The 26,106-nt window shown below is 74.3% G+C and carries 27 protein-coding genes; 17 read left to right on the top strand and 10 right to left on the bottom strand.

The window, feature by feature from the left end; translation table 11 throughout:
* Positions 1 to 49 precede the first annotated feature (49 nt).
* Both priA and hisF read left to right on the top strand, forming a co-directional pair.
* Positions 50 to 769: a bifunctional 1-(5-phosphoribosyl)-5-((5-phosphoribosylamino)methylideneamino)imidazole-4-carboxamide isomerase/phosphoribosylanthranilate isomerase PriA gene (gene priA / locus E1300_RS11505; protein ID WP_131756952.1), complete on the top strand. Its 720-nt coding sequence runs from the start codon at positions 50 to 52 to the stop codon at positions 767 to 769.
* A complete protein-coding gene (gene hisF, locus E1300_RS11510; protein ID WP_131756953.1) occupies positions 766 to 1,542 on the top strand; it encodes an imidazole glycerol phosphate synthase subunit HisF in 777 nt (258 codons plus the stop codon). Before priA ends, hisF begins: the two co-directional genes overlap by 4 nt.
* A gap of 24 nt (positions 1,543 to 1,566) precedes the next feature.
* On the opposite strand, the gene E1300_RS11515 is transcribed toward hisF, so the two are convergent.
* From E1300_RS11515 to E1300_RS11525, 3 genes are all read right to left on the bottom strand, one after another.
* Positions 1,567 to 3,309 (bottom strand): CocE/NonD family hydrolase, encoded by a 1,743-nt coding sequence (locus E1300_RS11515; protein WP_207399651.1) that lies wholly within the window; start codon positions 3,307 to 3,309, stop codon positions 1,567 to 1,569.
* 133 nt (positions 3,310 to 3,442) lie between these two features.
* Entirely contained in the window at positions 3,443 to 4,411 is a 969-nt protein-coding gene (locus E1300_RS11520) for an acyl-CoA dehydrogenase family protein (RefSeq protein WP_131756954.1), read from the bottom strand.
* Complete coding sequence (locus E1300_RS11525; RefSeq protein ID WP_242619084.1) at positions 4,411 to 5,544, bottom strand: acyl-CoA dehydrogenase family protein; 1,134 nt, start codon at positions 5,542 to 5,544, stop codon at positions 4,411 to 4,413. The genes E1300_RS11520 and E1300_RS11525 overlap by 1 nt, the downstream gene beginning before the upstream one ends.
* Positions 5,545 to 5,647: 103 nt before the next feature.
* On the opposite strand from E1300_RS11525, the gene E1300_RS11530 reads away from it, so the two are divergent.
* Genes E1300_RS11530 through E1300_RS11545 form a run of 4 tightly spaced genes read left to right on the top strand, consistent with a single transcriptional unit; the run spans position 5,648 to position 8,430 of the window.
* The gene (locus E1300_RS11530; protein ID WP_131756956.1) at positions 5,648 to 6,298 is read left to right on the top strand and encodes a hypothetical protein; all 651 of its coding nucleotides are present in this window, start codon (positions 5,648 to 5,650) and stop codon (positions 6,296 to 6,298) included.
* Between the two features lie 57 nt (positions 6,299 to 6,355).
* Positions 6,356 to 6,895, top strand: a complete 540-nt coding sequence (locus E1300_RS11535; RefSeq protein ID WP_242619085.1) for a sigma-70 family RNA polymerase sigma factor — start codon at positions 6,356 to 6,358, stop codon at positions 6,893 to 6,895.
* Positions 6,892 to 8,082: a hypothetical protein gene (locus tag E1300_RS11540; protein ID WP_131756957.1), complete on the top strand. Its 1,191-nt coding sequence runs from the start codon at positions 6,892 to 6,894 to the stop codon at positions 8,080 to 8,082. The genes E1300_RS11535 and E1300_RS11540 overlap by 4 nt, the downstream gene beginning before the upstream one ends.
* 18 nt (positions 8,083 to 8,100) lie before the next feature.
* The gene (locus E1300_RS11545; RefSeq protein ID WP_131756958.1) at positions 8,101 to 8,430 is read left to right on the top strand and encodes a hypothetical protein; all 330 of its coding nucleotides are present in this window, start codon (positions 8,101 to 8,103) and stop codon (positions 8,428 to 8,430) included.
* Here the strand turns inward: E1300_RS11545 and E1300_RS11550 are convergent.
* Both E1300_RS11550 and E1300_RS11555 read right to left on the bottom strand, forming a co-directional pair.
* Positions 8,420 to 9,595 (bottom strand): winged helix DNA-binding domain-containing protein, encoded by a 1,176-nt coding sequence (locus E1300_RS11550; RefSeq protein ID WP_131756959.1) that lies wholly within the window; start codon positions 9,593 to 9,595, stop codon positions 8,420 to 8,422. The two genes, E1300_RS11545 and E1300_RS11550, sit on opposite strands and share 11 nt — an antisense overlap.
* A gap of 51 nt (positions 9,596 to 9,646) precedes the next feature.
* Positions 9,647 to 9,979 (bottom strand): hypothetical protein, encoded by a 333-nt coding sequence (locus tag E1300_RS11555; RefSeq protein WP_131756960.1) that lies wholly within the window; start codon positions 9,977 to 9,979, stop codon positions 9,647 to 9,649.
* A 144-nt stretch (positions 9,980 to 10,123) separates the two neighbouring features.
* Between E1300_RS11555 and E1300_RS11560 the strand changes: the two genes are divergently transcribed.
* Positions 10,124 to 10,819 carry a phosphorylase family protein gene (locus E1300_RS11560; protein WP_165502798.1) on the top strand — a complete coding sequence of 232 codons (696 nt, stop codon included), beginning with the start codon at positions 10,124 to 10,126 and terminating at the stop codon, positions 10,817 to 10,819.
* Between the two features lie 54 nt (positions 10,820 to 10,873).
* Here E1300_RS11560 and E1300_RS11565 read toward each other — a convergent pair whose 3' ends face one another.
* Entirely contained in the window at positions 10,874 to 11,446 is a 573-nt protein-coding gene (locus tag E1300_RS11565) for a TetR/AcrR family transcriptional regulator (RefSeq protein WP_131756962.1), read from the bottom strand.
* Between the two features lie 116 nt (positions 11,447 to 11,562).
* Between E1300_RS11565 and E1300_RS11570 the strand changes: the two genes are divergently transcribed.
* Positions 11,563 to 12,747: an FAD-dependent oxidoreductase gene (locus E1300_RS11570; RefSeq protein WP_131756963.1), complete on the top strand. Its 1,185-nt coding sequence runs from the start codon at positions 11,563 to 11,565 to the stop codon at positions 12,745 to 12,747.
* Between the two features lie 40 nt (positions 12,748 to 12,787).
* Here the strand turns inward: E1300_RS11570 and E1300_RS11575 are convergent, their stop codons facing one another.
* From E1300_RS11575 to E1300_RS11590, 4 genes are all read right to left on the bottom strand, one after another.
* Positions 12,788 to 13,243 carry a hypothetical protein gene (locus tag E1300_RS11575; protein WP_242619086.1) on the bottom strand — a complete coding sequence of 152 codons (456 nt, stop codon included), beginning with the start codon at positions 13,241 to 13,243 and terminating at the stop codon, positions 12,788 to 12,790.
* Positions 13,244 to 13,337: 94 nt separating this feature from the next.
* Complete coding sequence (locus tag E1300_RS11580) at positions 13,338 to 14,591, bottom strand: hypothetical protein (RefSeq protein ID WP_242619087.1); 1,254 nt, start codon at positions 14,589 to 14,591, stop codon at positions 13,338 to 13,340.
* 145 nt (positions 14,592 to 14,736) lie between these two features.
* Positions 14,737 to 16,545, bottom strand: a complete 1,809-nt coding sequence (locus E1300_RS11585; RefSeq protein ID WP_131756964.1) for an ABC transporter ATP-binding protein — start codon at positions 16,543 to 16,545, stop codon at positions 14,737 to 14,739.
* Complete coding sequence (locus E1300_RS11590) at positions 16,542 to 18,425, bottom strand: ABC transporter ATP-binding protein (protein WP_207399652.1); 1,884 nt, start codon at positions 18,423 to 18,425, stop codon at positions 16,542 to 16,544. Before E1300_RS11590 ends, E1300_RS11585 begins: the two co-directional genes overlap by 4 nt.
* A 141-nt stretch (positions 18,426 to 18,566) precedes the next feature.
* Here E1300_RS11590 and E1300_RS11595 point away from each other — a divergent pair, with 141 nt between their 5' ends.
* From E1300_RS11595 to trpA, 9 genes are all read left to right on the top strand, one after another.
* Positions 18,567 to 19,292, top strand: a complete 726-nt coding sequence (locus E1300_RS11595) for a TIGR03085 family metal-binding protein (RefSeq protein WP_131756965.1) — start codon at positions 18,567 to 18,569, stop codon at positions 19,290 to 19,292.
* A 254-nt stretch (positions 19,293 to 19,546) separates the two neighbouring features.
* A complete protein-coding gene (locus E1300_RS11600; protein WP_018657218.1) occupies positions 19,547 to 19,753 on the top strand; it encodes a cold-shock protein in 207 nt (68 codons plus the stop codon).
* Positions 19,754 to 20,769: 1,016 nt separating this feature from the next.
* Complete coding sequence (gene hisI / locus E1300_RS11605; protein WP_131756966.1) at positions 20,770 to 21,153, top strand: phosphoribosyl-AMP cyclohydrolase; 384 nt, start codon at positions 20,770 to 20,772, stop codon at positions 21,151 to 21,153.
* The gene (locus tag E1300_RS11610) at positions 21,150 to 21,734 is read left to right on the top strand and encodes a Trp biosynthesis-associated membrane protein (protein ID WP_131756967.1); all 585 of its coding nucleotides are present in this window, start codon (positions 21,150 to 21,152) and stop codon (positions 21,732 to 21,734) included. Before hisI ends, E1300_RS11610 begins: the two co-directional genes overlap by 4 nt.
* Positions 21,731 to 22,396, top strand: coding sequence for a response regulator transcription factor (locus E1300_RS51475; RefSeq protein ID WP_131756968.1), 666 nt, complete (start codon positions 21,731 to 21,733; stop codon positions 22,394 to 22,396). Before E1300_RS11610 ends, E1300_RS51475 begins: the two co-directional genes overlap by 4 nt.
* 9 nt (positions 22,397 to 22,405) lie before the next feature.
* Entirely contained in the window at positions 22,406 to 22,825 is a 420-nt protein-coding gene (locus E1300_RS11620; protein ID WP_131756969.1) for a DUF2752 domain-containing protein, read from the top strand.
* 136 nt (positions 22,826 to 22,961) lie between these two features.
* The gene (trpC, locus tag E1300_RS11625) at positions 22,962 to 23,768 is read left to right on the top strand and encodes an indole-3-glycerol phosphate synthase TrpC (RefSeq protein ID WP_131757000.1); all 807 of its coding nucleotides are present in this window, start codon (positions 22,962 to 22,964) and stop codon (positions 23,766 to 23,768) included.
* Positions 23,769 to 23,883: 115 nt separating this feature from the next.
* A complete protein-coding gene (gene trpB / locus E1300_RS11630; protein ID WP_131756970.1) occupies positions 23,884 to 25,113 on the top strand; it encodes a tryptophan synthase subunit beta in 1,230 nt (409 codons plus the stop codon).
* Positions 25,110 to 25,934: a tryptophan synthase subunit alpha gene (gene trpA, locus E1300_RS11635; protein ID WP_131756971.1), complete on the top strand. Its 825-nt coding sequence runs from the start codon at positions 25,110 to 25,112 to the stop codon at positions 25,932 to 25,934. Before trpB ends, trpA begins: the two co-directional genes overlap by 4 nt.
* Positions 25,935 to 26,106 lie beyond the last annotated feature (172 nt).

Consider the following 26,106-nt stretch of genomic DNA (forward strand, 5'->3'; position numbering starts at 1 on the left):
GCCCGCCGCGGCGCGTTCCCGTCCCCACCAGCCCCGATAGGGTTCCCGCATGACACTGACGCTCCTTCCCGCGGTCGACGTCGCCGACGGCCAGGCCGTGCGCCTGGTGCAGGGCGAGGCCGGCACCGAGACCTCCTACGGCGCCCCCCTCGACGCCGCGCTGGCCTGGCAGGACGCGGGTGCGGAGTGGATCCATCTCGTCGACCTCGACGCCGCGTTCGGCCGCGGCTCCAACCGCGAGCTGCTCGCCGAGGTCACCGGCCGCCTCGACGTGAAGGTCGAGCTGTCGGGCGGCATCCGCGACGACGCGTCCCTGGAGGCGGCCCTCGCGACCGGCTGCGCCCGCGTCAACATCGGCACGGCCGCGCTGGAGAACCCGGACTGGTGCCGGAAGATCATCGCCTCGCACGGCGACCGGATCGCGGTCGGGCTGGACGTGCGCGGCACGACCCTCGCCGCCCGCGGCTGGACCCGCGAGGGCGGCGACCTGTGGGAGGTCCTCGACCGGCTGGAGGCCGACGGCTGCCCCCGCTACGTGGTCACCGACGTCACCAAGGACGGCACGCTCCGCGGCCCGAACACCGAGTTGCTCCGGGACGTCTGCAAGCGCACCGCGAAGCCCGTGGTGGCCTCCGGCGGCGTCTCGTCCCTGGACGACCTGCGGGCGCTCGCCGGGCTCGTCCCGGACGGCGTCGAGGGCGCGATCGTCGGCAAGGCCCTCTACGCGGGCGCGTTCACCCTCGAAGAGGCCCTGGAGGCCGTCCGGTGAGCGTGGCCGTCCGCGTCATCCCCTGCCTGGACGTCGACGCCGGCCGCGTCGTCAAGGGGATCAACTTCCAGAACCTGCGCGACGCAGGCGACCCGGTCGAGCTGGCCCGCCGCTACGACGCGGAGGGCGCCGACGAGCTGACGTTCCTCGACATCACCGCGTCCAGCGGCGACCGCTCCACCACCTACGACGTCGTGCGCCGCACCGCCGAGCAAGTGTTCATCCCGCTGACCGTCGGCGGCGGCGTCCGCACCGTCGAGGACGTCGACCGGCTGCTGCGGGCCGGCGCCGACAAGGTCTCGGTCAACACCGCCGCGATCGCCCGCCCCGAGTTCCTCCGCGAGGCCGCGCACCGGTACGGGTCGCAGTGCGTCGTGCTGTCGGTGGACGCCCGCCGCGTAGCCCCCGATGGCGGACCCGGCACGGAGTCCGGCTTCGAGGTCACCACGCACGGCGGACGCAAGGGCACCGGCATCGACGCGGTCGAGTGGGCCCGCCGCGGCCAGGAGCTCGGCGTCGGCGAGATCCTGCTGAACTCCATGGACGCCGACGGCACGAAGAACGGCTTCGACCTGGAGATGCTCGCGCAGGTCAGGGCCGCGGTGTCGGTGCCGGTCATCGCCAGCGGCGGCGCCGGGGCCGTGGAGCACTTCGCGCCCGCCGTGGGCGCGGGCGCCGACGCCGTCCTCGCGGCGAGCGTCTTCCACTTCGGCGACCTGAAGATCTCCGAGGTCAAGGCGTCGCTCGCAGCGGCGGGCCACCCCGTCCGCTAGCCGAGGCCCGTCAGACAAGGCCCGCTAGGCGAGGGGCTCCTCCTCCGCCGGGGCGGGCACGACCGCCTCGGGGGAGCGCTCGACCACCGGCAGCAGGATCGCCGACGGGTGGTCGGGGTCGTGGAAGACCTCCTGCTCCGCCGGGACCATCGTGCGCGCCGTCGCGAGCGGCTCGCCGGTGCCGGGGTTCGGCGCGACCTTCGGATGGGCGCCGCTGGTCACGTGGACGCGGACGCGGTGCCCGCGCGGGAACCGGTGCCCGGTCGGCCACAGGTCGATCGCGACGCGGCGCACGCCCTCGGTCCCGACGGGCTTCTCCGCGGCGGCGGGCAGCCGCAGCCCGCCCTCGCAGACGTTGCGGGACACCCCGTCCGGCGCGACGTCGCAGAGCCGCACGACGAAGTCGGTGTGCTCGCGGTCGGACCGGACGAACAGGTCCGCCGCGACCGGCCCGACGACGTCGAGGTCCGCGGTGAGCGGCGGCGAGGAGAACACCAGCACGTCGGCGCGCCGCTCCAGCGGCCGGTTGTCGACCGGCCGGGAGCTGCCGAGCAGCGTCGGGCCGCCGAGCGCGGGCGTCGGCCGCGCCGGGTCGAACCGGTAGGAGCTCGGCGGCGCGTCGCGCGGGCCGTCCTCGCCGAGGCCGCCGCCGGGGTGCAGGTGCCAGCGCTCCTGCCGCATCCCGGGCGGGGGCCAGTCCCGGTAGTGGCGCCACTCGCGCGCACCGGTCACGTACACCCGGACGGGGTCGCGGCGCAGCGCGCGCAGGTCGCCGCGCAGGTGCGCGCGGAACCAGGCCAGCGACTCGCGGAACGACACGATGCCGTGCCGGGCGTCGGCGTGCCACCACGGCCCGATGGTGAGGTACGGGTGGTGGCCCGCGGAGCGCAGCGCCAGGTAGTCCCGCAGCTCCCACGGCAGGAACACGTCGTACCAGCCGCCCAGCAGGCTGACCGGGGCCGTCACCTCGCCGACCGTGCCGCTGAAGTCGCGCTTGTCCCAGTAGCCGCCGCCCGGCGCGGCGTCCGGGCCGCCCGCGCCGTTGCCGTGGTTGGCGAGCAGGTCCTGGTAGAACCGCATGGGCGCGCCGCCGGTCAGCACGTCCAGCTCCGCGAGCGGCCGGCCCGACTGCGCGGCGCGGATCGCGCGGCGCCGCGACAGCAGCGGCGCGGTCAGCATCCCGAACGGCTGCTGCTGCCGGTGCGTCAGGTCCGTCCAGGTCAGCGTGGACTCCAGCGCGAACGACCCGCCGACGTAGGCGGCGTCGCGGAACGACGAGGCCGTGATCTGGAGCGACATCGCCTTGAGCTCGGGCCCGGCCTCCGCCGCGATCGCCCATGCCGCGTAGCCGAGGTAGCTGGCGCCGTAGGTGCCGAAGGAACCGCTGAACCACGGCTGCCGCTTCAGCCACTCCACGGTCGCGAGCCCGTCCTCGCGCTCGCTGCCGAGCGGGTCGAACTCGCCCCCGGACCCGAACGTCCCGCGCGCGCTCTGGACGACGAGCTGGAAGCCGAACGGCACGAACGGCAGGCCGTTCAGCACCGCCGCCGGGCCGCGGCGCCCGTACGGCGTGCGCACGAGGATCGTCGGCGGCGGCCGGCGCACTCCCGTTGGAACGTACCGGTCGGCGAGCAGCGTCACGCCGTCCGGCATGGTCACCGGCAGGTCGCGCTCGACGGTGTAGCGCGGCAGACCGCGCGGGCGGCGGAACCCGCGCGGACGCCGGACCCGGATCGGTGGAGCGGGCAGTCGGTCCCAGGGGGCCATGCTGTCTCCCGTACGCGCCGTACGACCCCGGCGGGGTGGCGGGTGTCCGTCGGCCGGATCGGTGGGGGCTACTACCTAGTAAGGTAACCGTTCGGCCCGGGGACGACACCCCTAGGGTGCCCTTACGCCCCTTCTAGGAACCGGTGATGAGGGCCCACGGGTCGGACGCCGAGGCGGCCAGCGCGCCCAGGGTGTCGGCCCATTCCGCCTCGTTGCCGTACTCGTCCCGCCACGCCCAGAGCCGCGCCGTGACCCGTCCGAGGACGTGCTCGCCGGTGACCCCGATCGCGCCGTGCACCTGGTGCGCGATCGCCGCGACCCGTCCCGCCGCGCGCGAGGCGTTCGCCTTGGCCGCGGCCACCGCGACCGGGTCGTCCGGCGCGCGCACCGCCGCGCGGACCGCGACGTCCGCCACCGTGACCTCCCCGGCCAGCTCGGCCAGCGCCTGCTGGACGGCCTGGAACCGCCCGATCGGCCGCCCGAACTGCTCCCGCTCGCCCGCGTACCGGACCGCGAGGTCGAGGGCTCCCCGCATCGCCCCCGTGAGCTGGACGGCCCGCGCCAGCGCCCCGCGCCGCCGCAGCTCCGCCGCGTCCACCGGACAGGGCGCCGCCGCCTCCGCGCGCACCCCGGCGAGGACGACGTCGTCGCGCGGCTCGCCCGCCACGTTGGCCCCCTCCTCGACCTGGAGGCGCGACGGGTCGACGAGCGCGACCAGGCCGCCCGCCGGGGTGGTCGTGAGGACCGCGAGACGGTGCGCCGACCGCGCCCATGGCACCCTGCGCAGCGTCCCGTCCAGGATCCAGCCGTCACCGTCGCGGACTGCGCGGACGTCGCCGGAGGCGGCCGTCAGCGGCCCGGAGGGGACGGTGAGGCCGCTCTCGGCCAGCAGCCGCCCGGCGAGCCAGCCCGTCTCCGCCAGCGGCACCGCCGCGGCGTGCCGCCCGGCCGCCCGCAGCAGGACGGCGGCGTCGGCGAGATCGCCGCCGCTGCCGCCTGCCTCCTCGGGGACGCCCGCCAGCGCGAGCCCGGACTCCTCCAGTGCCGGCCACGGGTCGTCCTCGGCGAGGATCGTGTTCGCGGTCTCCTCCAGGGGCTCCATCAGCGCACTCCCAGGCCGCGCGCGACGATGCCGCGCAGGATCTCGTTGGTGCCGCCCCGCAGCGTGAAACCGGGGGCCTGGACGACGGCCTCCGCCAGCGCGCGCGCCAGCGGATCCGCCGAGGCCGGATCGGGCTCCACGCCCGCGTGCTCCCGGACGACCTCGATGACCTCGCTCTCGAAGCGCGTCCCGAGGTCCTTGACGAGCGCGGCGGGCACGTCCGGGGTCTCGCCCGCGGCCAGCGCCCCCGCGACCGCCAGGGACGCCTGGCGCAGCGACCACAGCCGGGCGGTGAGCGCCCCGAGCGCCCGCCGCGCGGCCGGGCCGTCGGCGCGCGCGTGCAGCAGCCGGACGAGCAGGAACGTGCTGAGCAGCCGCTCCGGGCCGCTGCGCTCGTACGCGAGCTCGGCCGTCACCTGCCGCCAGCCGTCGCCGGGACGGCCGAGGACCAGGTCGTCCGGGACGAACGCGCCGTCGAACACGACCTCGTTGAAGTGGTGCTCGCCGGACAGCCCGAGGATCGGGCGGATCGCCACCCCCTCGGCGGGCAGCGGCACGATGAACTGGCTCAGCCCGGCGTGCCGGTCGGTGTCCTTGGGGGCGCTGCGGGCGAGGACGAGGATCGCGTGCGCGAGGTGCGCGCCGCTCGTCCAGACCTTGGTGCCGTGCAGCCGCCAGCCGTCCCCGTCCCGCTCCGCGCGGGTGCGGACGGACGCGAGGTCGGACCCGGAGTCCGGCTCGCTCATCCCGATCGCGAAGAAGCACTCGCCGCGCGCGATCGCCGGGAGGAACCGGTGCTTCTGCTCCTCGGTGCCGTGGTTCAGCAGGCTCGGCCCGATCTGCCGGTCGGCGATCCAGTGCGCGCCGACCGGCGCGCCCGCGGCGAGCAGCTCCTCGATGACGGCGAACCGCTCCAGCGGCGACCGGCCGTGCCCGCCGTAGCGCTCCGGCAGCGTCATGCCGAGCCAGCCGCGCTCCCCGAGCCGGCGGCTGAACGCGGGATCGGCGCCGGTCAGCCAGCAGTCGCAGCGCGGGGTGAACGGCGTCGCCGCCAGGAACTCCCGCACCCGCGCCCGCAGCTCGCCGGTGCCCGGCGGGAGCGTTCCCGGCTCCAGGACGTCGCTTCTCGCCACGCGCGCCTCCTCCATGTCGGTGCCCGGGCGAGGTTACAGAGCCGCCCGGCCGCCGCGGTCAGCACCCCCTTACCGTTGGCGGGCGGGCGCGACATCTGCGATCGTGGCCACGCACACGAAACAGGGGGAGGACGACATGTGGCCCGGGGCGAACATCGGACCGCCGCCCATGGACCCCGGACCGGCGGGCGCGCCCTGGACCGCGCCGCCGCGCGTCAAGCCCAGCGCCGGGTGGTACACCGTGCCGATCGTGCTGGCGGCCACGGCGGTCGTCGGCCTGGTGATCATGCTCGTCCTCTTCCTCGACGACTCGATGGCCGCCGAGAAGCCCGGCGTGACGGGCGGCGCCTCGACGGGCGTGACCGTCGACCTCGAAGCGGGCCGGGGCTACTTCCTCTACGTCCGCACGGGCGCCTCCGCCCCGACGTCCTGCGCCCTGCGGGCCTACGGGCAGACCGGCGCCGTCGAGCTGACGAGGAAGAACTCCTGGGCCCAGTCCGACCACACCGGCTACCGCTACACCGCCTCCTTCCAGGCGCCGGTCGGCGGCGAGGGGGTGCTGACGTGCCGCGGCACGTCCGGCACGATGCTCGTCACGCCGGACGACACCGCCGACTTCTACCTCGGGCTGTCCGTCCTCATCGGGGTGGTGTGCGGCGTCCTCGCCATCGTGGGGTTCGTGTTCCTGTTCGTCCGGCGCAGCCACGCCAGGCGCGCCGCGGTCTCCTCCGTCCCGGGGGCGTTCCCGTACTGAGCCGGAGAAAGTCGTCGGCCGGAGTAAACCTTCCAAGCGCACGTTCGTCTCTGCTCCGTGACGTACCAACGGACAGCGAAGGTCATCGCCTTGCCGCTCCCGCACGCCGATGACGGGTACGAGGAATTATTCACGGCGCACTTCTGGGGGCTCGTCCGGCTCGCGACGCTCCTCGGCGCCGACGACGCCGAGGACGTGGTCCAGGACGCGTTCGTCCGCCTGCACCGCAGGCGCCGCGCCCTGCGCGACCAGAACGCCGCCCTGGCCTACCTGCGGTCGAGTGTCTGCAACGCCTCCCGCAGCAGGCTGCGGCACCTGCGCATGGCGCGCCGCAGGCACGCGCAGCTCGCCCTGCCCGGCGCGGAGGGCTCCGCCGAGCACCACGTCGTGCGGGACGAGGACGTCCGCGAACTGCTGGAGGGCGTCGCCGCGCTCCCGGCGCGGCAGCGCGAGGTGCTCGTGCTGCGGTACTGGCTCGACCTGAGCGAGCGCGACACCGCCGAGACGCTGGGCATCGCCCCGGGCACCGTCAAGGCCCACACCGCGCGAGCCATCGCGGCGCTCGGCAAGCGACTGAAGGACGAGGACACGGTATGAACGGCATCGAGGAAAGGCTCAAGAGCGCCTTCGACGCGAAGGCGGACACGGTCAGCCCGCACTCCCGCGCCTGGACGGAGAACGCCCGCAGGATCCGCGGCGCACGGACCCGCCGCGCCATCACCGTCCCGTCCGCCGCGGTCGCCGTAGCCGCCGCGGCGGCCGCGGTCCCGTTGGCCTTCCCCGGGCTCGCGGACGGGGGCCCCGCCGCGGCGTCCGACACGGGCGGCTTTCCTCCCGAGCTCGTGGACGAGTCGACGATCGTCCGGATCCCCGCGAAGCTGCCGGGCGGGGCGACCTTCACCGCCGACACCCTCGGCGCGGACGGGACGGTGCTCGGACGCTCCGCCGACTCCCGCGTCTGGAAGGCCGGGCCGCGCGGCGGCACCCCGAAGCCGCTCGGCGTCCGCGCGCAGGGCGGCCTCGCCGCCGGGCAAGGGTTCGTCACCTGGATCGCACCCGGCGCCTGGGAACTCAACTGCCGCACACCGAACGGGCGAACCCGCGTGATCGGCCCCCAGGGCGCCACACCCGACAGCCCCGTCTTCGCGGGGGGTGGCCGGATCATCGCCAGCGACCCCATGGACCAGCCGTTCGTCACCACGGGCTGCACGACGGGCGATACCCTCGCGAGCCCCGGCAAGGCCGTGGCGTTCAGCTACCCCATCCTGTTCACCGTGGACGTCTACACCAAGCACGTCCTGCGCGAGGTCGACGTCCGGACGGGCCGGATCGTCCGGGAGCACCCGCTCCCCACCGGCGTGCGGACCGTGCGGATCCCGGAGCCCGAGATGCGGCTCGACAGGGAGCGGAGCAAGGGAGGAGTGAAGGCCTACACGGCGAAACCGTCGGCCGAGAAGCAGCCCGAGGAGCAACAGTGGCAGGCCGCGGCCAACGACCGCTACTTCGCCTGGGGGGTGAACGGCGTCCTGCGCGTCATGGACCGGCGGACCTGGAAGGAGCTCAAGCCGCTGCCGATGCTGCCCTCGACGCGCGAGCGGGCGGAGGGCGCGCGGCTCACGGCGGGCTCGCACGTCATCGCCTACTCCGTGCCCGGCGGCAGCACGATGCTGTACGACACGCGGTCCCGGACGGTGCCGTACCTCTATCGCAGAGAGGTCTACGCGGCGGGAGACTGGCTGTTGTGGCGGGCTCCGGACGGCTACCGGCTCGCCAAGGCACGCTGACATCGGGAGGTCATCGTCATGGCGGGACCGTACGAGACCCAGGACGACGCCGTCACCGAGGTCCGCGACATCTATGCCGGGCACTGCAAGCGCGGCGTCATGCGGGAGCGGACCCTCGACCTGCTGCTGCGGGCCTGCGCCGAGAGCGGCGTCGAGCTCGGCGGCTACGACCGGCGGGTGCTGCGCTGGCTGGCGACCCAGCCGCCGGAGGTGGCCCAGGTCGTGGCGAGCCTCATCGCCAGGGCCGCCGACCAGGCGCCGTCGCCCGCACCGCCGTCACCGGCGCCGCCCGCGCGGCCGTCGCGCCCGGCGGGGGATCCCGCGGTGGCGGCGCGCGTCAGGACGTGAGCTCGCGCTCCAGCGGGGTGCGGAAGCGCGGGACCGCGCGGACGTCGCCGTACCAGGCGGCGGTCCGCTCGGCCTCGCGCTCGATGGCGGCGCGGGCGTCGGTGCCGGCGTCCTCCAGCAGGCGGAAGACGATCTCGCCGTCCGGGCGCTGCGCCCAGCCGCCGACGATCCGGCCGTCCCACCAGACCGTCGGGCCGATGTTGCCGTTCCGGTCGAACAGGGCGGGGCCGTGGTCGCCGAGGAACCAGCTCCGCTCCTGCCAGCCCATGGGCGTCGCGTCGAGGGCGGGCAGCAGCGCCGCCCAGGGCTCGGGCGGCGCGACCGGTTCCAGGTCGCCGGCGAGGACGAGGCCCGTCGCGCCGCCGAGGTCGACCTCGGCGGTGTCCAGTCCGGCCAGGGCCTTCTTCACGTCGGCGGCGGTCCAGCCCGTCCACCACTTGAGGTCGGACACCGGGGCGGGGCCGAACGCGCGCAGCCACAGCTCCACGAGCCGCGTGCGGGCCTCGGCCGGGGGCACGTCGGGGATGCCGCCCGGTAGCCACGTCTCGATGGGCGCCCACCGGTACTGGCTGCTGATCCAGGAGCCGTTCGGGCGCCCGCGGACGATGCGGCCCTCGCAGCCGAGCGTGACGAGCACCCAGGTGGTGATGTTCGTCGGCCTTGAGTACGACTTGCCCGGCGCCGTGTCGACCTGGGTGCGCAGCAGCGGCTCGTCGGCGCTGAGCTGCGCCCCGGTCGCCTCGCCGCGGGCCAGCAGCGCCCGGTGCGCGCCCTCCTCCGCCGCCTTGAACAGCGCCTCGGCGTCGTCCGTGACGCCGGCCTGCTCGATGAACCGCGTGTAGGTGCGCCGCTGCTTGCCGGCCAGCGCGATCGAGGTGGACGCCTGGAGGATCGGGACGAGCTCGACGGGCGCCACGAACATCGTCCGGCGCATCGCGAGCATCCGCAGCAGCGTGCGGTCGTCGTAGAGGGCCCGCTCCACGGCGGCCGGACCGGCTCCGGTACTGCGGGCCGCCACCGACAGGTACACCGTGGCGGGGTCGGTGGCGTGCAGCACGACCAGCGACCGCGCGACGGCGGCGGGGTCGCCGGTCCGCTCCGCGACGGCGAGCCGGTGGCGGACGCCGAGGCGGGCGCGCCGCTCCGCGATGTTCATCGAACGCATGAGCGAATCCTATGCGGGCGCCCGCCCGCCCGTCGCGCCGTCCGGACGGTTTCAGCCGTTGTTGGAGATCTTGACGACGACGTTGTCCTTCGTGACCGACTGCACCGACACGTTGAACCCGTCCGCCTGCTCGTTGTCGCCCACGGGGACGGTGACCGTCTGCCCCGCGACCTTGAGCGTCACGTTCTGGCCCTGCACGCCGACCAGCTCGGCCTTCACGCCGAGGATGGACGCGTTCGCGTCCACGCCGCGGTCGAAGGTCACGGTGCAGGAGTTGACGCCGCAGTCGGTCTTGCTGTTCTCACCGCCGCAGGCGGCCACCGCGCCGAGCGGGAGGAGGAGAAGGGGGAGGACGGCCAGCTTCCGGCGTACGGAGGAGGTCATGGGGCCGAGTCTATGAGGCCACGACCTGCCCTCCCGCCCTCCCAGGGGCGGATTCGCGCGAGCCGCGCGTAGTACCGGGTGATGACACGCCGTCGCCGGTGGGCGGAGCTGGATCTTCGGCGGGCGCCGTGTTTCGCTGGGTGGGTGACCAGCGACGACGCGGGCGGACGGCGGCCGATCCTCGGCCCGGTGGTGTGCGCGGGGCTGCGGATGGAGGCCCGCGCGGTCCGCCGCGGCCTGAGCCGCGTCCCGGTCGTGGTCGTCGGCTACCGGGCGCGCCGCGCCGACCGGCTCCCGGCGGCGTGCGCCGGGTTCGTGCTGGTGGGCTTCGGCGGCGCGCTCGACGAGCGCCTGCGGCCCGGGGACGTCGTGGTGGCGGACGAGATCCGCGGCGGCGGTCCGCCCGTGGCCTGCGGCGGGGCGCACGCGCTGGCGCGGGAGCTGATCCGGGACGGCCTGAACGTCCAGGTCGGCCCGCTCGTGACGACCGACCACGTGGTGAGCGGCGCCGAGCGGGCGGTGTGGGCGGCCCAGGGGGCGCGCGTCGCGGACATGGAGTCGGCCGTGATCGCCGCCCGCGCGGGCGGGAGGCCGGTCGCCGCCGTCCGCGTCGTCGTCGACGGCCCGGGCCATCCGCTGCTGCATCCCGGGATGGTCTCGCGCGGCCTGGGCGCCCGGCGGGTCCTCGCGCGCACCGGCCCCGCGCTGGAGCGCTGGAGCGCCTTCCTGCTCAGCAGCGGATCCCGCCCGGACGAGACTGCGGACGGAGACGGGAGCGGCGACGCGGGCACGGCCGTGGACGCCGATGGGAGCGAGGGAACCGAGGTCCGCACGCCCTGACCATCCCGTCCGCCCGCCCGTGCGCGCTTCACGAGCCGTTCCGGACGGGACGTGTCAGCCGTCGAGCGGCCCGGTGAGGTACCGCTGGACGGTGGGGGACAGGCTCGCCACCAGCGCGTCCACGTCCAGGGCGACGACGGGCGGCAGCCGCAGGATGTAGCGGCACAGCGCGACGCCCAGGAGCTGGGTGGAGACGAGCCCGGCGCGCGTGGGCAGCTCGGACGGGTCGTCCACGCGCGGGGCCAGCGCTCCCGCGACCTGGGCGCCGAAGATGGAGCGCATCCGCTCGGCCGCCGCCTCGTTCGTGATAGCCGAGCGGAACAGGACGGACAGCACCTCGTCGGCGAGCCCGCCCTCCCAGCGCTCCACGAAGTGCCGGACGAGGACCTCCCCGGCGCGCTCCGGCGGCACCGCGGCGAGGTCGGGCAGCCGCAGGTCGATGTCCGTCGCGGCCGCGAACAGGCCGTCCTTGCTGCCGTAGTAGCGCATGACCATCGACGGGTCGATGCCGGCGTCGGCGGCGATCGCGCGGATCGTCGCCCGCTCGTACCCGTCGGCGGCGAAGCGGTGGCGGGCGGCGTCGAGGATCGTCGCCCTCGTCCGGTCGGAGCGCTGCGTGAAGGCCATGCGGGCAAGCGTAGGCCAACATTCGTGGGCCAACAAGTGTTGGCATTGCGGGCGGAACGGGTTACCGTTGTGCCAACAGACGTTGGCAAACGCTCGTTGGTCATCAGGAGGCCGCCATGTCCGAGCACACCGGAACCCCGCTCCCCGCCGCCACGGACGTGCTGATCGTCGGCGCGGGCCCGGTCGGCCTGACGCTCGCCGCGGCCCTCGCCGATCGCGGCGTGGACGTGACGCTCGTCGACCGCCAGGCCGAGGGCGCGAACACCTCCCGCGCCGCCGTCGTCCACGCCCGCACCCTGGAGGTGCTGGAGACGGTGGGCGTCGCGGGCGAGCTCGTCGACCGGGGCGTCGTCGTCCCGCGCTTCACCGTCCGCGATGGTGACCAAGCGCTGCTGTCGGTCCGCTTCGACGGCCTCCCGACCCGGTACCCCTACACGCTGATGGTCCCGCAGGACGTCACCGAGCAGGTGCTCCTCGACCGCCTGCACGCCGCCGGCGGCCGCGTCCACCGCCCGCACGAGGTGGCCTCGCTCGTCCAGGACGGCGACGGCGTCACGGCGACCATGGCCACGGGGGAGACGGTCCGGGCGCGCTACGCCGTCGGCGCGGACGGCATGCACAGCACGGTGCGCGAGCAGGCGGGCATCGGCTTCACGGGCGACACCTACGCGCAGTCGTTCGTCCTCGCCGACGTGCGCCTCGACTGGGAGCTGGACGCCCGCGAGGTCATGCTCTACTTCGCGCCCGCCGGGCTCGTCGTGGTGGCCCCGCTGCCGGGCGGCCGCCACCGGATCGTCGCGACCGTGGACGACGCGCCCGAGCACCCGGACATGGCCGACGTCCAGGCGCTGCTGGACGAGCGCGGCCCCCGCAAGCGTCCCGCGAAGGTCACCGAGGTCGTGTGGAGCTCGCGGTTCCGCGTCCACCACCGGCTCGCCGACCGCTACCGCGAGGGGCGGATCCTCCTCGCCGGGGACGCCGCGCACGTGCACAGCCCGGCCGGAGGCCAGGGGATGAACACCGGCATCCAGGACGCGGTCGCCCTGGCGCCCCTGCTGGCCGCCGCGCTGCGCGACGGTGGCTCCGCCGCCGACCTGGACGCCTACGAGGCCGGCCGCCGCCCGGTCGCCGCGTCGGTGGTGCGGTTCACCGACCGGATGACCAAGGTCGCGACGGCGGGCGGCGCCACGCAGCGCCGGATCCGCAACCTGCTGCTGCGGGGCCTCGACCGGATCCCGGCCGTGCACCGCACGATGGCGATGAACCTCTCGGAGCTGGCCGTGGACGGCCACCGCTCATGAACCGCCGGGGCAGGCCCGCGAGCAGGCGGGCGGGCGCGGGTCAGCCGTGGTTCATTCCCGGCATGTCGCCCATGCCGTGCTGCTCGCCGGCCTGGATGCGGCCGCCGAGGTCCTTCTGCAGCGACTGGAGCGTGGGCTTGGTGCTCACCACGACCCAGCGCGTCCCGACGAGGTAGGTGCCGCCCCAGGGCTTGGCCTCCTCCATCCAGGCGTTCTGGCCCTGGTCGGAGGTGAAGCTGACCAGCACGTACTTGCCGCGCGAGTTCGCGCAGTTGGCCTGCTGGAGCTCCTGCGCCTTGCGCTGGCCGGTCATGGAGCAGCCGGTCCGCGCGGCGAGCTGGTCCAGGCTGGCGGGGGTGCCCTCCCGGTCGCCGGCGGCCGCCGTGTCCGACTTGCCGTTGCAGCCGGCCACCGCGGGCAGGGCGAGGGCGGCGGCGCAGCACAGCAGCGCCGCTGTTCGCCGGGGGTGCGGGATGCTCGAACGCGTGGAGCCCATGGCTCGTCCTCTCCGGGGTGAGAAACGATTCGACCGGGGAATACGCGTCCCGGTGCCCGGAGGGTTCAGCGGCCGGCCCGGCGGCGGCCGGATGTCAGTTCATGAGGCGCGCCGCCGCGGTGGCCCGGATGCCGGGCTCCTCCGCGGGGTCCAGATGCAGCCGTTGCAGGCGGACGCGCGTCTCGCCGGTGAGAGGGGCGAACCGGGCCGCCTCCTGGCGGACGCCCTCCTCGCAGTCCCAGAGGCCCTCGACGGTGTAGGCCTCGGCGGTGTGGGGGGCCGTGCGGCCCAGCGCGGTCAGAATTCGCGGTCGCAGGTAGGCGTAGGAGGACTCGGTCCAGGCGGTCTTCAGCAGGGGGACGGCCTCGCCGGCGCGCAGGCGGCCGAGCCCCTCGATCGGGCTGGCGGCGTCGCTCCAGTCCCGCCGCTCGACGGCTCCGCGCAGCTCGTCCATCAGCAGCGGGATGTCCTGCCGGGTGCCGTGGCGGGCCAGGATGTTCAGCCCCATGTCCTCGCAGCCGTTCCGGGACGCGGCCCAGGCGCGAGCCCACGGCAGCGTCTCCGGCCCGTACTCCCGCAGCGCCCGGCAGACGGCCCCGCCGAGCCTGCTCGGACGTTCGGGGAGCAGCTCCTCGGCGAGGTCGAGCAGCGCGAGCGTCCGCCGGCGGCCGAGCTCGAAGATCGCGGAGACGGATCCGTCGTCCCGCCGCCGCGCGAGGTCGAGCAGCTCGGCCTCGGAGCGGCCCGCGCGCTCGCCCGCCGGCGCGGCCGGCCGGCGCGCCCGCCCGGCCTCGCGGTGCCGGGCGAGGGCCTCGGCGATCCGCGGCTGCCGCGCCGCCCACGTCTCGATCACCGGATTGTGCCCGGCCGGTATCAGCATCCGCAGCTCCGCCTCGTCGCAGCGGGCGGCGACCAGGGCGTCCAGCCCGGCGGTCAGCGACGGGTCCTCCAGCCAGATGAGCTCGTCGAGGGCGTCGAACCACTGCGCGCCGTCCTCGGCGTACCGCCGCAGCAGGGACGCGGCCTCCCGGCGGCTCAGCCGGACGAGGCCGGCGAGCACGTCCAGCGCGAGCTGCACCCGCCACTCGTCGGGATCGGCGGCGTCGGACGGGTCGAACAGGTGCTCGGCTATCGGCCCGATCGGCAACTCCAGGTCGACCATCAACCGGGCGTAGTACAGCCCCCGGGACTCGCACTGCCGGTCCCAGCGCGGATCCCTGCGGACGCACTCGTAGACGTACTCGCCCGCGCCCGGCTTCTCCGCGGCGCGGCGCGCCGCCCGGCCCAGTCCCCGCTGCAGCTGACCGTGCAGGGTGCTCGCTGATTCCACCACGACCTCGTTGCTCACCCCAGCAGAATGCGCACGCGACCAGATATCGGGCAAGTGCTTTACCCCAGGTCGTCACGTCCTCACTCCGCCCGGACGGCCCGCCGCCGCGCTCCTGGAACCCGCCGCCGCGCTCCCGGAAGCCCCCGGAACGCGGCGGCGCGGCTCAGAGCGCGCGCTGCGCCGCCCAGGACGCGTGGAGGTCGGCGTAGACGCCCGGGCGCGCCACGAGCTCCGCGTGCGGGCCCCGCTGCACGATCCTGCCCGCCTCGAACACGATGACCTCGTCCGCCGCCTCGGCCGTGGACAGCCGGTGCGCGATCGAGATCGCGGTCCGGCCGCGGGTCACCCCGTCCAGGGCCCGCTGGATCCGCACCTCGGTCGCCGGGTCGACCGCGGAGGTCGCCTCGTCCAGCACCAGCAGGTCCGGGTCGGCGACGTAGGCGCGGGCCAGCGCGACGAGCTGCCGCTCACCGGCCGACAGCGACTCGCCGCGCTGCCCGACCGGCGTGGCGAGCCCCTGCGGGAGCCTCTCCAGCCAGTCCGCGAGCCCCAGCTCCGTCAGCGCGAGGACGAGGTCCTCGTCGGACGCGTCCGGCCGCCCGTACCGGATGTTGTCGGCCAGCGACGCGTCGAAGAGGAAGCCGTCCTGCGGCACCATCACGACCCGCTCCCGCAGCGACGAGAACCGCACCCGGTCGAGGGGGACGCCGTCCACCAGCACCCGCCCGGACGTCGGGTCCATGAGCCGCGTGAGCAGCTTCGCGAACGTGGTCTTGCCCGACCCCGTCTGGCCCACGATCGCGACGCGGCTGCGCGGCTCGATCGCCGCGTCCACCTCGTGCAGGACGGGCGGGCCGCCCGGGTAGGCGAAGCCCACCGACTCGAACCGCACCTCGATCGGCCCGCGCGGCAGCGTCACCCCGTCCTCGCCCGGGTCGGCGACGTCGGGCACGGTGTCCAGCACGCCGAGGACCCGCCGCCACCCGGCGATCGCGTTCTGGGCGTCGTTCAGGACCTCGGTGGCCGTCTGCATCGGGCTGACGAACAGCGTCACGAGGAACAGGAACGCCACCAGCTCGCCCGCCGTGAGCTGCCCGTCCACGCCGAGGAGCACCCCGGCGACGACCACGGCCGCGGTCGCGGCGGCCGCGACGAGCTCGCTCACCGGGAACGTCAGCGCGACCATCGCCTGCGCGCGCGTCTGCGTGGCGCGGTGCGCCTCGACGGTCTCGTCCACCCGCCGCCCGGTGCGCTCCTCCGCCGCGTACGCGCGGATCACCGGCGCGCCCACGACCGACTCGCTCACCGCGGCCAGCAGGTCGCCCATGCGCTCGCGCACCCGCGTGTACGCCGCCGAGACGATCCGCTGGAAGCGGCGCAGCACGAACGCCAGCGGCAGGAACGCCGCCCACACCAGCAGGGCGAGCTGCCAGGAGTAGACGAGCATCAGCACGCTCGCCACGACGAGCTGGCCCATCGACATGATGAACATCAGCCCGCCCGACTGCATGAACTGGCTGATCTGGTCCACGTCCCCGGTGACCCGCGACACGAGCGCGCCGCGGCGCTCGCCGCTCTGGGTCAGCATCGACAGGTCGTGGACGTGCCGGAACGCCCTGACCCGCAGCCCCGCCAGGCCGCTCTCGGACGACCTGTACAGCCGCACGTTCATCGCGTACGCGCACAGGGCCGTCAGCAGCACCGCCACGGCGCACAGCAGCACCGCCGTCCGGATGAAGGGGATGTCGGGGCCGTCCGGCCCGCCGAGGCCCTTGTCGATCGTCTGCTGGACGGCGACGGGCACGACCACGCGCCCCGCCGTGGAGGCCAGGGCGAGCGCCAGCGTCCCGGCGAGCCCCGCCCGGAACTCCGGGCTCAGCCGCAGACCGCGCCGCAGCGTGCTCATCGCGCCCTCGGTCGCCGACTGCTCGCTCAGCCCCACGCCGGCCGCCGTATCGGTGGTCACCGTCATGCCAGGGCCTCCTCTCCGCCCTCGACCGCCTCTTGCTCCGCCTCGGCGCGCTCGTAGGCGTTCACGAGATTGCGGTACCCCTCCGACTCCCGCAGCAGCTCCGCGTGCGTGCCGCGTGCGGTGACCCGGCCGTTCTCCAGGTAGACGACCTCGTCGGCCAGCGCGATCGTGGCCTTGCGGTAGGCGACGACCACCACGGTCGCGCCGCCCTCGCCGTCCGCCGACTGCGCCTCGCGCAGCCCCTGGAGGATGCGGGCCTCCACCTGCGGGTCCACACTGGACGTCGCGTCGTCCAGCACCAGCAGCCGGGGGCGCCGGACCAGAGCACGCGCCAGCGCCAACCGCTGCCGCTGCCCGCCCGACAGCGTCGCCCCGCGCTCGCCCACCCGGGTGTCGAGACCCTCCGGGAGCGCGGCCACGAACCCCTCCGCCTGCGCGAGACTCAGGGCCTCCCACACCCGCTCGTCCGGGACGTCCAGCCCCAGCGTCACGTTTCCCCGCACCGTGTCGTCGAACAGGAACGTCTGCTGGGGGACCAGGGCCGCCGTCGCCGCCACACCGCCCCGCCGCACGTCCCGGACGTCCACGCCGTCCAGCAGGACCGACCCGTCCGCCGGATCCACCAGCCGGACGAGCAGCGACGTCAGCGTCGACTTCCCCGAACCGGTCGGCCCGACCAGCGCGACCGTCCGTCCGGGCTCGGCGGTGAACGACACGTCGTGCAGCACCGGCCGGTCCTCGGCCTCGTCCGCGCCCTCATAGGCGAACCGGACGTCCCGGACCTCCAGCGCCGCCGCCTTGTCCTCGTCCAGGACACCGTCGCCGAACGGCAGCGACCCCGTGGCGTCCAGCACGCCCCGCACCCGCTCCCAGCCGACGACGCTCCGCGGCGTCTCCGCCAGCACCCAGCCCAGCGCCCGGATCGGCCACGCGAGCAGCGTGAACAGGTAGGCGACGTGCACCAGGTCGCCCGCCGTCATCGCGCCCGACTCCATCCGCACCGACCCGATCAGCAGCACGGCCAGCACGCCCAGGTTGGGCAGCGCCTCCAGCACCGGGTCGAACAGCCCGCGGATCCGGCCGACCGCCACGTTCGCGTCCCGCAGCGCCCGCGCCCGCTCGGCGAACCGCTCGGTCTCGGCGCCCTCGCGGCCCAGCGTCTTCACGACCAGGCCGCCCTCGAAGCTCTCGTGCGCGACCTCGCTCACCTCGGCGCGCAACTGCTGCGCCCGCGTCGCGACCGGGGACAGCCGGCGCTGGTAGACCACGTTCACCAGCGCGACCGCCGGGAAGATCAGAAAGCCGACCGCCGCCACCGCTAGATCGGTCACCACGATCGACACCGCCGCGATCAGCAGCATGAACACCACCCCGACCGCCATCGGCAGCGGCGCGATCGGCGCCCACACCGCCTCGACGTCGGCGTTCGCGTTCGACAGCAGCTGCCCCGTCGGATGGCGGTGGTGCCAGGCCAGCGGCAGCCGCAGGTACTGCCGCGTCACGGCGCGCCGGTACGACGCCTGCATCCGGTACTGCATCAGCCCCGCGTAGAACCGGCGTCCGGCCACCCCGAGCGCCTTCAGCAGCGCCACCCCCACGATCGCCGCGGCAGCCCCGGCGAGCGCCCCCGCCGTCGTGTGCCCGGACCGGAACGCGGGCAGCACGACGTCCTCCGTCACCTGCCCCAGCACCTGCGCCGTCGCCACGGTCATCGCGGCGTACAGGGCGCTCGCGGTCACCGAGACCGCGAACACCCGCGGCTCGGCGCGGACGGCGACCCCCAGCACCCGCAACCCGTCCCGCAGGACGTGCGGGCCCGCGCGGTCGGAGACGGGGCGTTCGGAGGCATGGGGGGACCCAGGTCCGGAGGCAGCTGGCACGGCGACTCCTCAATCACGGCGGCGCCCGCGCGATATGCCCCCAGTTGATCGGCGCTGTGGGGGTTTGCGGGCCCGGATATTCCCTACCATCCGCGCCCGACGCTTATTCCCCGCCCCGGCGCGGCGGCTTACGATCACCCAATGAGCACGCCCGAGGACGGCCCCCCGCGGCCCCCGTCGGCCGACCCCGCGCCCGCGCCCCCGGGCCCGGTCCGCCGCGAGCGCGAGCTGCTGGCCGCGGCGCTCCTGGAGGCCGGCCCCGACGCCCCCACCCGCTGCGCCGGATGGGACGCCCGCGACCTCACCGCCCACCTCGTCGTCCGCGAGCGCCGCCCCGACGCCGCCCCCGGAATACTCCTGCCCCCGCTCGCCTTCTACACCGAGCGCGTCCGCCGCCGCACGGCCCGGAGCGTCCCGTTCGACCGCCTGGTGGATCGGTTTCGGCACGGTCCACCCAAGTTGTCGCCCTACGCCCTTCCGGGCGTGGACAAAAGCGCCAACGCCGTGGAGTTTTTCGTCCACCACGAGGACGTCCGCCGCGCGCGCCCGGACTGGGAGCCCAGGGACCTGTCCGGCGAACTGGAGGAACTTCTCTGGAAGAGGATAAAAATTGCCCGCTTTGTCCTAAGGAAAGTTCACGTCGAGGTAACGCTCGTCCAGCCCGACGGCCGCAGCCTGCGGGTCTCCGGCGGGGGCCGCGGCGCCCCCCGCGGCCCCCGCGGCGCGTCCCGGGGCCCGGTGCGCGTCCACGGCCCCGTAGGCGAACTCGTCCTGTGGACACTGGGCCGCGGAGACGTCGCGAAGGTGCGGCTCACGGGGGCCACGGAGGCTGTCAAGAGCCTGACCGAGACCGGTTGGACTCTTTAACGGGCAGGTAACGGCGAGGTTCGCCGAGAGGAGAAACGGAAGCCTTGTAGCTCCTCCGCTTTACGCGGAACCGGTGATACGGTGGGGCCCGTCGGTTGCAGTCGTGGTTCTCGATCGTTTGTCCAGACGCCCGCGGACTGATGGCAGCGGGCGTTTTGGCTTTTCCGGGACCGTACCGGTGGGCGAGAGCGTTCCGCAGCGACCGCGCCGGGCCCGCGAGGTGTGGGCCCGTGTTTTGCCGCAAGGAGAAAGACATGCCCCAGCAGGGCACCGTGAAGTGGTTCAACGCCGAGAAGGGCTTCGGCTTCATCGCCGTCGACGGCGGAGGGCCGGACGTCTTCGTCCACTACTCGGCCATCCAGTCCTCCGGATACCGCACGCTGGACGAGAACCAGCGCGTCCAGTTCGAGGTGACGCAGGGTAACCGGGGTCCCCAGGCCGACCAGGTGGTCCCCCTGTAACACCCGCAGTCGTACGTCAGGGCCTGTCGAGTTTTCGGCAGGCCCTTGGCGTCGGCCCTGGCGGGCCTCCTTCAACGGGCCTGCGGCGATCGCTGGCATCGCTCCGAACTCGCCTGGCGGCTCGCTTCGCGATCAAGTTCTCGCTTCGCTCGAACTTGGCTTCGCACGCGATCGCAACGTGTCGCGTCCGATCGGGGCTCAGCTTCACACCACCCCCGACCCCGTGACGACCGTCACCACCCCTGCCAGACCTCTCGGCGTCGGCGCGATCACCCACCGCCACGCGCACCCCGGGCCCACTCCCACACCAGCCTCCCGGCCCTGTGACGGTCATCACGACGCCCGTCGACCCCCTTGCCATCGGACGCGATCACCCACTGCGGCGCCCACCCCTGGCACCCCACACCTGCCTCTCGCGCCTGTGACGGTCATCACCGCGCCCGTCAACCCTCTCGGCGTCGGGCGCGGTCACCCACTGCCACGCGCGCCCCGGGCTCGCTCCCCACACTCCCTTCCCGCGCCCGTGCCGGTGTCCGCCACGCCTCTCAGACTCTCGGCATCGGACGCGATTGCACTCCCACACCACCCGCCCACGCCCGTTGCGGCCCTCGCCGCGGCTCACTGCCCCCTCGGTGGCAAACGCGATCGCGCCCTGACGCGCGAGACCGGGGGGCGGTAGCCACGCCAGCTCCCGCGCCGTGCTGCGTGCGGTCTCCCGCGCGGTTCCGCACTACCCGCGCACCCGCCATGTCTGTGCCGCAAGTGTCGGTGGCCTCGGCGTTGCGATCGCGTGCGAAGCCAAGTTCGAGCTTGCGAGAACTTGATCGCGCAGCGAGCCTCCAGGCGAGCCGAAGCGATGCCAGCGATCGCCGCATCGCCCGTTGAAGGAAGGCCCGCTAGGGCCGACGCCGAGGGTGATGCAGTCAACACAGCGATCGCCGCAGTGTCCGTTGAAGGAGGCGCGCCAGCGCCGACGCCGAGGGCACTGCAATGAACACGTGCAATAAACTCCTCCCATGTCGGTTCGACCGTCCAACTTGGACCCCAAGATCGCTGATCGGCTGAAGCGCGACCCGAACGGGCTCGTGGCGGCCATCGTCCAGCAGTACGACACCGGTGAGGTGCTCATGCTCGGGTGGATGGACGACGAGGCGTTGCATCGGACGCTGACGACCGGGCGGTGCACGTTCTGGTCGCGGAGCCGGCAGGAGTACTGGGTGAAGGGCGAGACGTCCGGGCACCAGCAGTGGGTGAAGTCGGTCGCGCTGGACTGCGACGGCGACGCGGTGCTCGTGAAGGCGGACCAGGTGGGTGCTGCTTGTCACACCGGTGACCGGACCTGCTGGGACGCCGACGTCCTGGACGCCGTGGTCGGGGAACGCCCTGACGCGGGGTCATGAGCCCCGGGCGTGAACGCGGGCTGGTGGCGCTGCTGTGCGCCGCCGGGGCCGGGCTCGTCCTGCTCGCCGCCGGGCGCACCTGGGTGACCGTGCGGGCCGGTGCCGCGATCACGCCCGTCCCGCAGGATCTGAGCGGCCGCGACCTCGGCGGTACGGCCGGGGCGCTGGGGCTCGCGGGGCTGGCGGGGCTGGCCGCGCTGTTCGCCACGTCGGGCCGAGTGCGGGCGGCGGTGGGCGTTCTGATCTTCGTTTTCGGGGCCGGGATCGTCTACGGGTCGGCGAGCGCGGTGCAGCGGTCGAACGTCCTGGACGCGGTGGGGGAGCGGAGGACGCTCCTCACGCTCGACGCGCATCCGGTCCTCGATGTGAACCTCTGGTGGATGGTGTCGGTCACCGGTGGTGTCGTGCTCGCCGTGGGCGGGCTCGTCACGGTCGTGCGCGGGGCGCGGTGGCCCGGTATGTCCGCGCGGTATGAGCGTTCGGCGCGTCCGGCGGCCGTGGTCGGCCAGGATTCGTCCGCGATGTGGAAGTCCCTCGATCGGGGCGAGGATCCGACCGAGTCCCGAGACGGACGGCCGTGACCGGCGACGGTGGCGGTCTCGTCCTCGTGGTCGAGCACGACCCCGCCGTCGCCGAGTTGCAGCGCCGCTACCTCGTCCGCGAGGGGTTCGACGTGGAGATCGAGGGTGATCCCTCGAAGGCGGCCGCCGTGGCGGAGCGGGTCGGGCCGGCCGCGGTGGTGCTGGACTTGTCCACTGTCGCGCTGCCCGTGGACCTTTATCGGCGTGTTTGCGAGGCTGTGCGGCCTGCGCCGGTCATCGCGGTGACGGGGGCGGTGGACGCGGCGGTGGCGCGGGGTCTCGGGGAGTACCGGGTCGAGCGGCCGTTCGGTCCGCGTGTGTTAGTTGGGGCCGTAGGCGAGGCGTTGCGGCGGGGTGGGCCGGCGGAGGCGCCGGGTCTGCTGCGTGCGGGTTCCGTGGCCCTCGATCCGGGGAACCGCACCGCCATGGTGGGGGACGAGCGCGTGGCGCTGACCGTCACGGAGTTCGACCTGCTGGAGTTCCTGATGGGCAATCCCGGGCGGGTCTTCACGCGTGAGCAGCTCCTCGACGCCGCGTGGGGGCCCGGCGCGGGCGCGGGGAGCCGTACCGTCGATGTCCATGTCGCGCAGTTGCGCGCGAAGCTCGGCGAGGGCAGTCCCATCCGGACCGTCCGCGGTGTGGGGTACGTCCTCGACGCCTAGGCTGGGCGTGTGACTCGTGTTGACCCGCGTCCTCGCGTGCGGGCGTTGCTGCCGCAGGGGGCCGTGCTCGCGGGGGTCGCGGGGGCGACCGTGCTGGTCGCGTTCGTGGATCCGAACGAGCCGGGCCACTATCCGACCTGCCCTTTCTTCGCGCTGACCGGCTACTACTGCCCGGGGTGCGGGATGATGCGGCTCGTCAACGCCCTGGCGCACGGCCGGGTCGGGGTCGCGTTCGGGTTCAACCCGCTGCTGTTCCTGTTGCTGCCGGTGTTCGGATACCTGTACGTCCGGTGGACCGTGCTGGCCGCTCGCGGCCTGCCGATGCGGTCCGTCCTGTTCAGGCCGGCGGTGGTCTACGGGCTCATCGGCCTTCTGTTCGTCTACTGGATCGTGCGGAACCTGCCGTTCGCGCACGCGCTGGCGCCCTGACGCGAGTGATCCGCCGCTGGACGCGCCCGGATTCCCCTTGCGGCGGGGGTGCGGGGCGCCTCCCTGGTGCGGGGGGCGTCCGAGGGGGCGGCTACGATCGGTGCACGGAACGACGTGGATGAGGGGGCCTACCACCTTGAGCGTGCTGGACGAGATCATCGAGGGCGTCCGGGCCGATCTCGCGGAACGGCAGCGCGAGGTTCCGCTCGACGCCCTCAAGGAGAAGGCGGCCGCGGCGCCGGCCCCGCTCGACGCGCTCGCCGCGCTGCGCGGCCAGGGGGTCTCGGTCATCGCCGAGGTCAAGCGCAGCAGCCCGTCCAAGGGCGCTCTCGCCGCGATCGCCGACCCCGCGGCGCTGGCCCGCGACTACGAGGCCGGCGGCGCCAAGGTGATCAGCGTGCTCACCGAGCGGCGCCGGTTCGGGGGCAGCCTGGACGACCTCGCCGCGGTGCGCGCCAACGTCGGGGTCTCCGTGCTGCGCAAGGACTTCATCGTCACCTCCTACCAGCTCTGGGAGGCGCGGGCCCACGGCGCCGACATGGCGCTGCTGATCGTCGCGGCGCTGCCGCAGGACGCGCTCGTCTCGCTGGTCGAGCGGGCCGAGTCGATCGGGCTGCTGCCGCTGGTCGAGGTGCACACCGAGGAGGAGGCGGAGCGCGCCGTCGAGGCGGGCGCCAAGGTCATCGGCGTGAACGCCCGCGACCTGCGCACCCTCCAGGTCGACCGGGGCGTGTTCGCCCGGGTCGCGCCGCTGATCCCGAAGGACGTCGTCAAGGTCGCCGAGTCCGGCGTGCGGGGGCCGCACGACCTGCTCGCGTACGCCTCCAGCGGCGCCGACGCGGTGCTGGTGGGGGAGAGCCTGGTGATCGGCAAGGACCCGCGGTCCGCGGTCGCCGACCTCGTCGCCGCCGGTGCGCACCCGGCGCTGCGCCAGAGCGGCTGACGGACCGAGTAGGGTACGGCCATGCAGGTTGAGCCGCTGCACGAGCGATGGCGGGCTTGTCCGAAGTCCCACTGACCGGATCGCCCTTCGACGCACGACAGGACGCGTTTCTCTCATGACCATCGATACCGCGCGCGGCGCGGCCGTGCCCGATGCCACCGGGCATTTCGGGCCCTTCGGCGGCAGGTTCGCCCCCGAGGCCCTCATGGCGGCGCTCGACGAGCTCACCCGCGAGTTCGAGACCGCCAAGAACGATCCCGCCTTCACCGCCGAGCTGGACGACCTGCTCGCGAACTACGCGGGCCGGCCGAGCCTGCTGACGGAGGCGAAGCGGTTCTCCGAGCACGCGGGCGGCGCCCGGGTGCTGCTGAAGCGCGAGGACCTCAACCACACCGGCTCCCACAAGATCAACAATGTGCTGGGGCAGGCGCTGCTGACCCGGCGGATGGGCAAGTCCCGCATCATCGCCGAGACCGGCGCCGGCCAGCACGGCGTCGCGACCGCGACCGCGGCGGCGCTGCTCGGCCTGACCTGCACCGTCTACATGGGCGAGGTCGACACCGAGCGGCAGGCCCTCAACGTCGCCCGGATGCGGATGCTCGGCGCCGAGGTCGTCCCGGTGCGGACCGGCAGCCGCACCCTCAAGGACGCCTGCAACGAGGCGTTCCGCGACTGGGTCGCGAGCGTCGGCGACACCCACTACTGCATCGGCTCCGTCATGGGCCCGCACCCGTTCCCGATGATGGTCCGCGACTTCCAGCGGATCATCGGGGTCGAGGCGCGGCGGCAGTGCCTGGAGCTGACCGGGGCCCTGCCGGACGCGGTCGTCGCCTGCGTCGGCGGCGGCTCCAACGCCATCGGCACCTTCCACGCGTTCGTCCCGGACGAGTCCGTGCGGCTGTACGGGTTCGAGGCTGGCGGTGACGGCGTCGCGTCCGGCAAGCACGCCGCGACGCTCGTCGGCGGGTCCCTCGGCGTCATCCACGGCATGCGGACCTACCTGCTCCAGGACGACGACGGCCAGACGATGGAGACCCATTCGATCTCCGCCGGGCTCGACTATCCCGGCGTCGGCCCCGAGCACTCCTGGCTGCGCGACTCCGGCCGCGCCGAGTACCGCGAGATCACCGACGCGGAGGCGATGGAGGCGTTCTCGCTCCTGTGCCGGACGGAGGGGATCATCCCGGCGATCGAGTCGGCGCACGCCCTCGCGGGCGCCCTCAAGGTCGGCGCGGAGCTCGGCCCGGACGCCGTCGTCGTGGTGTGCCTGTCCGGGCGCGGCGACAAGGACATGCACACGGCCGCCGCCTTCTTCGGCCTGATGCCGGAAGGGGAGGCCCAGTGACCGCCCAGACCGCCTACGACCGGGCCCGCGCCGAGGACCGCGCCGCCCTCGTCGGCTACCTGCCCGCCGGGTTCCCCACGGTCGACGGCGCCGTCGAGGCCGCGAAGACCATGGTGGACGCGGGCTGCGACGTCATCGAGATCGGCCTGCCCTACACCGACCCGATGATGGACGGCCCCGTCATCCAGGACGCCGTCCACCAGGCGCTCGTCGGCGGCGTCCGCGTCGCCGACGTGTTCCGCACGGTCGAGGCGGTCGCCGCGACCGGCGTCCCGACGCTCGTCATGACGTACTGGAACCCCGTCGACCACTACGGCGTGGACGCGTTCGCCCGCGACCTCGCCGGGGCGGGCGGGGCCGGGCTGATCACGCCGGACCTCGGCCCGGAGGAGGGCGGCGACTGGCTGGAGGCGTCCGAGGCGCACGGCCTGGACCGCGTCTTCCTGGTCGCGCTCAGCTCCACCGACGAGCGCATCGAGTCGATCACGGCCGCGTGCCGCGGGTTCGTCTACGCGGCCTCGCTGATGGGCGTCACCGGCGCCCGCACCGCCGTCGACACCGGCGCGCCGCGGCTGGTGGAGCGCACCCGCGCGATCATCGGGAAGCGGGCGCCGGACGCGGGCGGGACGCTGCCCGTCGGGCTCGGCCTCGGCGTCGGCAACGGCGCCCAGGCCGCCGAGGTCGCCCGGTTCGCCGACGGCGTCATCGTCGGGTCCGCGTTCGTCCGCCGCCTCCTGGACGCCCCCGACCTGGCCACCGGCCTGGCGGGGCTCCGCGCCCTCACCGAGGAGCTCGCGGAAGGCGTCCGCAAGGGCCGCTGAACCGCTTCCCGGGGGAGCACGCTCCAACGCGGGACGACGTCCGTGAAAGCGCCGGATTCCGGGCTTTCACGGACGTCGTCCGCCGTTCCGGGAACTCACCGGCGGCGCCGATCGGTTCATGCTTGTGGTGCCCCCGCTCTCCCGTAGGGTGTGTTCGCCGACCCAGCGAGGC

It is taken from the genome of Actinomadura fibrosa (assembly GCF_900659615.1).
GTDB lineage: Bacteria > Actinomycetota > Actinomycetes > Streptosporangiales > Streptosporangiaceae > Spirillospora > Spirillospora fibrosa.

Coding starts and splice junctions, on each gene's coding strand:
- E1300_RS11595 (WP_131756965.1), top strand. CDS start 18,567: ATGAGCACGCCCGAGGACGGCCCCCCGCGGCCCCCGTCGGCCGACCCC.
- E1300_RS11585 (WP_131756964.1), bottom strand. CDS start 16,545: ATGACGGTGACCACCGATACGGCGGCCGGCGTGGGGCTGAGCGAGCAG.
- trpB (WP_131756970.1), top strand. CDS start 23,884: ATGACCATCGATACCGCGCGCGGCGCGGCCGTGCCCGATGCCACCGGG.
- E1300_RS11575 (WP_242619086.1), bottom strand. CDS start 13,243: ATGGGCTCCACGCGTTCGAGCATCCCGCACCCCCGGCGAACAGCGGCG.
- E1300_RS11600 (WP_018657218.1), top strand. CDS start 19,547: ATGCCCCAGCAGGGCACCGTGAAGTGGTTCAACGCCGAGAAGGGCTTC.
- E1300_RS11545 (WP_131756958.1), top strand. CDS start 8,101: ATGGCGGGACCGTACGAGACCCAGGACGACGCCGTCACCGAGGTCCGC.
- E1300_RS11540 (WP_131756957.1), top strand. CDS start 6,892: ATGAACGGCATCGAGGAAAGGCTCAAGAGCGCCTTCGACGCGAAGGCG.
- E1300_RS11555 (WP_131756960.1), bottom strand. CDS start 9,979: ATGACCTCCTCCGTACGCCGGAAGCTGGCCGTCCTCCCCCTTCTCCTC.
- E1300_RS11520 (WP_131756954.1), bottom strand. CDS start 4,411: ATGGAGCCCCTGGAGGAGACCGCGAACACGATCCTCGCCGAGGACGAC.
- E1300_RS11565 (WP_131756962.1), bottom strand. CDS start 11,446: ATGGCCTTCACGCAGCGCTCCGACCGGACGAGGGCGACGATCCTCGAC.
- E1300_RS11570 (WP_131756963.1), top strand. CDS start 11,563: ATGTCCGAGCACACCGGAACCCCGCTCCCCGCCGCCACGGACGTGCTG.
- hisI (WP_131756966.1), top strand. CDS start 20,770: ATGTCGGTTCGACCGTCCAACTTGGACCCCAAGATCGCTGATCGGCTG.
- E1300_RS11515 (WP_207399651.1), bottom strand. CDS start 3,309: ATGGCCCCCTGGGACCGACTGCCCGCTCCACCGATCCGGGTCCGGCGT.
- priA (WP_131756952.1), top strand. CDS start 50: ATGACACTGACGCTCCTTCCCGCGGTCGACGTCGCCGACGGCCAGGCC.
- E1300_RS11550 (WP_131756959.1), bottom strand. CDS start 9,595: ATGCGTTCGATGAACATCGCGGAGCGGCGCGCCCGCCTCGGCGTCCGC.
- E1300_RS11610 (WP_131756967.1), top strand. CDS start 21,150: ATGAGCCCCGGGCGTGAACGCGGGCTGGTGGCGCTGCTGTGCGCCGCC.